Origin of the sequence: Clostridium sp. ZBS2 (genome assembly GCF_023845855.1) — a bacterium.
GTDB classification, from domain to species: domain Bacteria; phylum Bacillota; class Clostridia; order Clostridiales; family Clostridiaceae; genus Clostridium; species Clostridium aquiflavi.
In genome coordinates, this window is sequence record NZ_JAMQIF010000004.1 from 101,131 (window position 1) to 106,362 (window position 5,232).

General features: G+C 28.2%; 5 protein-coding genes and 1 riboswitch. Of the genes, 1 reads left to right on the forward strand and 4 read right to left on the reverse strand.

The window, feature by feature from the left end:
* Positions 1-154 precede the first annotated feature (154 nt).
* From thiT to NG918_RS01770, 4 genes are all read right to left on the reverse strand, one after another.
* Complete coding sequence (gene thiT / locus NG918_RS01755) at positions 155-835, reverse strand: energy-coupled thiamine transporter ThiT (RefSeq protein ID WP_252215667.1); 681 nt, start codon at positions 833-835, stop codon at positions 155-157.
* Positions 836-957: 122 nt separating this feature from the next.
* Positions 958-1,060: riboswitch (TPP riboswitch) on the reverse strand.
* A 24-nt stretch (positions 1,061-1,084) separates the two neighbouring features.
* Complete coding sequence (locus NG918_RS01760; protein ID WP_252215664.1) at positions 1,085-1,291, reverse strand: hypothetical protein; 207 nt, start codon at positions 1,289-1,291, stop codon at positions 1,085-1,087.
* Positions 1,292-1,490: 199 nt separating this feature from the next.
* Positions 1,491-1,943, reverse strand: coding sequence for a PadR family transcriptional regulator (locus NG918_RS01765; protein ID WP_252215662.1), 453 nt, complete (start codon positions 1,941-1,943; stop codon positions 1,491-1,493).
* 1 nt (position 1,944) lies between these two features.
* Complete coding sequence (locus NG918_RS01770; RefSeq protein ID WP_252215661.1) at positions 1,945-2,793, reverse strand: DegV family protein; 849 nt, start codon at positions 2,791-2,793, stop codon at positions 1,945-1,947.
* 290 nt (positions 2,794-3,083) lie between these two features.
* Here NG918_RS01770 and NG918_RS01775 point away from each other — a divergent pair, with 290 nt between their 5' ends.
* A complete protein-coding gene (locus tag NG918_RS01775) occupies positions 3,084-5,189 on the forward strand; it encodes an anaerobic ribonucleoside triphosphate reductase (RefSeq protein ID WP_252224223.1) in 2,106 nt (701 codons plus the stop codon).
* The last annotated feature ends 43 nt before the right edge of the window (positions 5,190-5,232 follow it).

Genomic DNA, 5,232 nt, shown 5'->3' on the forward strand with positions numbered 1-5,232 from the left:
TTAACACCACATTTTTTTATATCTATTAATCACATTTAGTATTATATATTACAGAATTTAATTTACTCAGTCCACTTTGCTTATGCATATATCAACACTCTGCTAAAACATAGCCTATTATAAAAATGAAAAATATATTGTTATAATATTTAATCTATGTTGTTACTCTATTATTATCTGATACGACTGAAATTATTCTTGCCATAGGAAGAGCAGCAACTATAACTAAACAAATGACTCCTTCTATTCCGATTATAGGAGCATTTACTGATAGAGAATATAATGCTGGAGACATTCCTTCAGGTGCAAAAGATCCAAAGAAAGCAACTCCAGATATAAAGTGGCATATAAACCTGCCTAACACTGCGAGTGTTACGCCTAAATACTTTTTATTTGGAAAAAATCCAGCGATACCTAAACATAGGAATGGTAATGGATAATCAAATAATACTTGAACAGGATGTAGAATATAAGGATCCATAACTAAAGTGATCATTCCATAAAGGAATCCAGTTAGGAATCCAACTTGTGGTCCATACATAAATGCAATTAGCAAAATAGGAACCATACTACCAAAGGTTATACTTCCGCCTTGTGGAAAATGATAAATTCTAAGAATTTTTAGAATTGTTGCCAATGCTAAGGCTATACCGATTCTAGCAATTAATTGAGGTGTAAATTTAATTTTTTTTGCTTTTACTAATACAACTAGTATAGCAATACACCCTAATAAAGTAATAAGTGATAATGGATTAGAAATAATAGTTTGTACATTTTCGGGCAAATGACTGTACAATTTCGAAATTTGTTTCGCCCAATCGTTAAAAATATTCATAAAAAAAACCTCCTTAATTGTGCTTAGGAGATTGTTAACCAATAAATATAAATTTTTATTATTCAAATAGAACAATAAAATATACTAAAAGACTTTTAGTGTTTATTAGTATAATAAATATATATTAAGCGGTTATACTTTCCTACGCCAGAATTAACTGGATCAGGTTCCGAGGGTTTATGAAATAAATCAAATCTCAGCACAAAGGCTCCCCTAGCACTATAATATATATTTATTTTACCCATATAACTATAGGTAGTCAACTACGTTATATGGGTTATATTTATTGTCTTTATTATAATGAGTGATATAACTTGATGAAACATCATTTAAATGGATTTTAGAACCATTTAATGAATTATTAGGAATATTATTACATGGCACTGTAGAATTAATATTATTTTTATCTATTACAATATCTTCTTTATAAGTTGAATCAATAATAAAGCCTTTCATAAATTAACACCATCCTTTAATAGTATTTTTAGTATTATTTAAATAAATATACATTAATAGAATTAAGGAATTTTGTGATGTTAAATTTAATTACTCTTTCCAGCTGTTCTTATATAGATATAAACACTCTGTAAAAGTATAGTTTAACTAAAAAGTGCCTTGCTTTAAAATATAAACTATTTTAAAACAAGGCACAAAATTAGTAAAGGTCATTATAAATTATTTTAAATACTTCTAAGGATTCTTCGATTTTAGGTTTTAGAAGTTTTTTCTTATGTTCATATTCTATTTTTCCTTTTGGAGTTAAATGATATATTTTTTGAAATTTTTTATTGGGATCATCCCATATTCCAACAATAAGAGCTTCTTTTTCTAACTTTTTTAGTAGGGGGTATATTCCACCAGTACTAGGAATCCATTTGTTATTAGTTCTTATACCTATTTGATTTGAAATTTCATTTCCGTTTGTGGGATTTAATGATAATATATATAAAACATATATAGGCAAAAGACCTTTGGTAAATACTTGCCCTACAGCTTCCTTTTCTTTCTTAACTTTTTTTAATTCAGAAATTTTACTCTTATATTCTTGGTATAATCTTTTTTCTTCATTTTTTATATCATCTATATGAGAAAAATTAAAGTCAGACATATTAATCTACCTTTTCAACAATGAATCCAAAAAGACCAGGTCCAGTATGAACTCCAAGTGCAGGTCCTATACTATACCCTAAATTACATTCTATTACATTATTTAAACTCTTAATATTTTCACATAATGCTTTTGCATCATCCAGTGCATTACCATCCATAACCCAGAATTTACATTTATTATTCTCGGTATAAGATTTAGCGACTTTTAATAATTTTGATGCAGATTGCTTTTTACCACGAGCTTTACAGTAAGTATGGAAGCAACCATTGTTATCTATTGTTATAACAGGCTTTAAGTTAAGAACGTCCCCGATAGTTCCAGCAACTCTACCTATTCTTCCACCTTTTTTTAGATATTCTAAAGTATCTATAGTAAAATATATATCTATATTAGATCTTAGTTTAGGAATTATCTTTACTATCTCATCAAATGATTTTCCTTCTTCAATAAGTTTTGCGGCTTCTAATACTATTACACCTTCTGCCATACTTAAACTTTTTGAATCATATACAAAGGTTTCTATACCTTCAAAGCTTTCACATGCTAATCTCATTGAATTATATGTTCCTGAAAATTCACTTGATAATGTTACTATAATTGCATGTGTATATCCTTCAGCAATTAATTGATTAAGAGTGTTGTTAAGTCTTTCGATACTTGGTAATGATGTTTTTGGAATTTCTCTAGGAAGTAATTCATAAAGAACATCAGAAGTTATTTCCAATTTATCATCATATTCTTTATCAGAAAAGATAATTTTAAAAGGTAATAATTTTATATTATATTTATTTAGGTCCTCAGTACATATATCGGATGCACTGTCAGTTAGTAATGCAATTTTATCCACTAAAAATTCCTCCTAGTAATATATTCTATTTATTAATTATATCACTATTGATAACTATANNTATAGTTATCAATAGTGATAAGTTCTTGTATAATGTTAATTATAAGAAGTCAAATTGAAAACAACCTTAAAATTTAACCAAATATAGAGATAAAAAGATATATTCACTAATAATTAAAAAATATCACCAATAAAACTAAACATTAACGGTATTGCTAACGCATATTTAATCAAGTATAATAGTACAGTATTATTAAAGTACTATATATTGTGTTGTGGAGGTAAGCAAAATGCTATATGTTGTAAAAAGAGATGGAAGAACGGTTGAGTTTAACGGAGAGAAGATTTCTCAAGCGATTAAAGGTGCTGCGCTAGAAATTGGGGTTACTTTAAGAGAAAGCCAAGTTTTGGAAACTGTACAAAAGGTGATTACTTATATAGAAGATACGAAAAAAGAAAAAATTACAGTAGAAGCAATTCAAAATTTGGTTGAGAAAGCTTTAGGTGAAGAGGATAAAAATATAGCTTTTGCATATTCATCATATAGAAGAGAAAGAACAAGAGTAAGAGACATAAAGTCAGATTTAATGAAAGCAATAGAAAAAATAGGTGTTGAAACTGATAGAGATAATGCGAATGTAGGAAACAATTTTAGTTCTAAGTTATTAAGAATAGCTTCTGAATCTAATAAATGGCATAATTTATCTACTATGCCCAAACATTTATCAAAAGCTCACGAAACAGGTGATCTTTATTATCATGATTTAGATAGTTATAATTTAACTACTAATTGTCTTCATATACCTACTAAAGAAATTCTAATTAATGGTTTTAATACAGGATATGGAACAATAAATGCACCTAAGAGAATAGAGACAGCTGCAGAATTATCATGCATATTATTACAATCTACTCAAAATGATATGTTTGGGGGGCAATCTCATCCAGACTTTGATAATGATTTGGCAGTTTTTATTCCTCCAACAAGAGACGAGATAAAAAAAGAATTAGAAGAATTAGATATTCCAAAAGAAAAGATGAACAGACTTATAGAGAAAACTTTAAGAAAAAGAGTTCATCAAGCAATGCAAGGTGTTATTTATAATTTAAATACTATGCATAGTAGAGCTGGATCACAAGTACCTTTTAGTTCTGTAAATATAGGAATACCAACTAATGATGATGCAGCATTAGTTTGTGAAGTATTTCTTTTAGAATATGAAAGAGGATTAGGTAAAGGAGAACAACCTATTTTCCCTAACATAATTTTTAGAGTAAAAGAAGGGGTTAATAGAGAAGAAAATGATCCGTACTATTATTTATATAAATTAGCTTGTAGAGTAGCAGCTAAAAGAATGAATCCTACTTTTATGAACATTGATGCAGATTTCAATAAAGAATATTATGATAAAGGATATGTTCCAGCTACTATGGGATGTAGAACTTATCTTATGAAAAATGTAAATGGAGAACCAGGATGTAAAGGAAGAGGAAATATAGCTCCTACTACAATTAATTTACCTAGAATAGGATTACAAGCCAAAGGTGATGTAGATAAGTTCTTTAAAATTTTAGATGCTAGATTATCTTTATCTAAGGAATCTTTATTGCATAGATATAATGTATTAAAGAATCTAAAGGTTAAAGATTTACCATTTATAGCAGGTCAAAATTTAATGGTGGGTTCAGAAAATTTAAAGCCAGAAGATTCTATTGAACCTATATTAAAACAAGGAACTTGGGGTATCGGATTTATAGGTCTTGCTGAGACATTAACAGCATTAATAGGTAGTCATCATGGAGAAACTGAAGAAGCAAGAGAATTAGGATTAAAGATAATTGGTCATATAAGAGAGTATTGCGATAGATTAACAGAAGAATATAGTTTAAATTGGAGCTGTTATGCAACTCCTGCTGAAGGATTATCAGGTAAATTTATAAAGCAAGATCAAAAAACATTTGGAATGATAAAAGGTATTACTGATAAAGAATACTATACAAATAGTTATCATGTACCAGTAGGGCATGCCATATCAATTAAGGATAAAATTGATATAGAAGCTCCATATCATAAACTTTGTAATGGAGGACATATAACTTATATAGAAGTTGATGATTTCCCAACTGAAGATGTTATTAAGGATATAATAAGTTATGCATATAAAAACACTAATATAAGTTATATGGGAGTAAATTTCCATATAAGATATTGTAAAGATTGTGGAACTTATTTACACAGTAACGAAAGTAAATGTCCAACTTGTGATAGTACTGATATACAAGGTGTAAGTAGAGTAACAGGATATTTAAGTTTAGATGAGAGATTTGGTCCAGGAAAGTATCAAGAAAGAGCAGATAGAATATCTCATTTAGAAAGTCATAAGAAACATTATTAAAAAATTAGGCTCTGTTTTAGCAGGGTGTTGATATATGCATAAG

Bases quoted from the DNA above. Each gene is read 5' to 3' on its own strand.
- NG918_RS01775 (WP_252224223.1), top strand. From the start codon at position 3,084: ATGCTATATGTTGTAAAAAGAGATGGAAGAACGGTTGAGTTTAACGGA.
- NG918_RS01760 (WP_252215664.1), bottom strand. From the start codon at position 1,291: ATGAAAGGCTTTATTATTGATTCAACTTATAAAGAAGATATTGTAATA.
- NG918_RS01765 (WP_252215662.1), bottom strand. From the start codon at position 1,943: ATGTCTGACTTTAATTTTTCTCATATAGATGATATAAAAAATGAAGAA.
- thiT (WP_252215667.1), bottom strand. From the start codon at position 835: ATGAATATTTTTAACGATTGGGCGAAACAAATTTCGAAATTGTACAGT.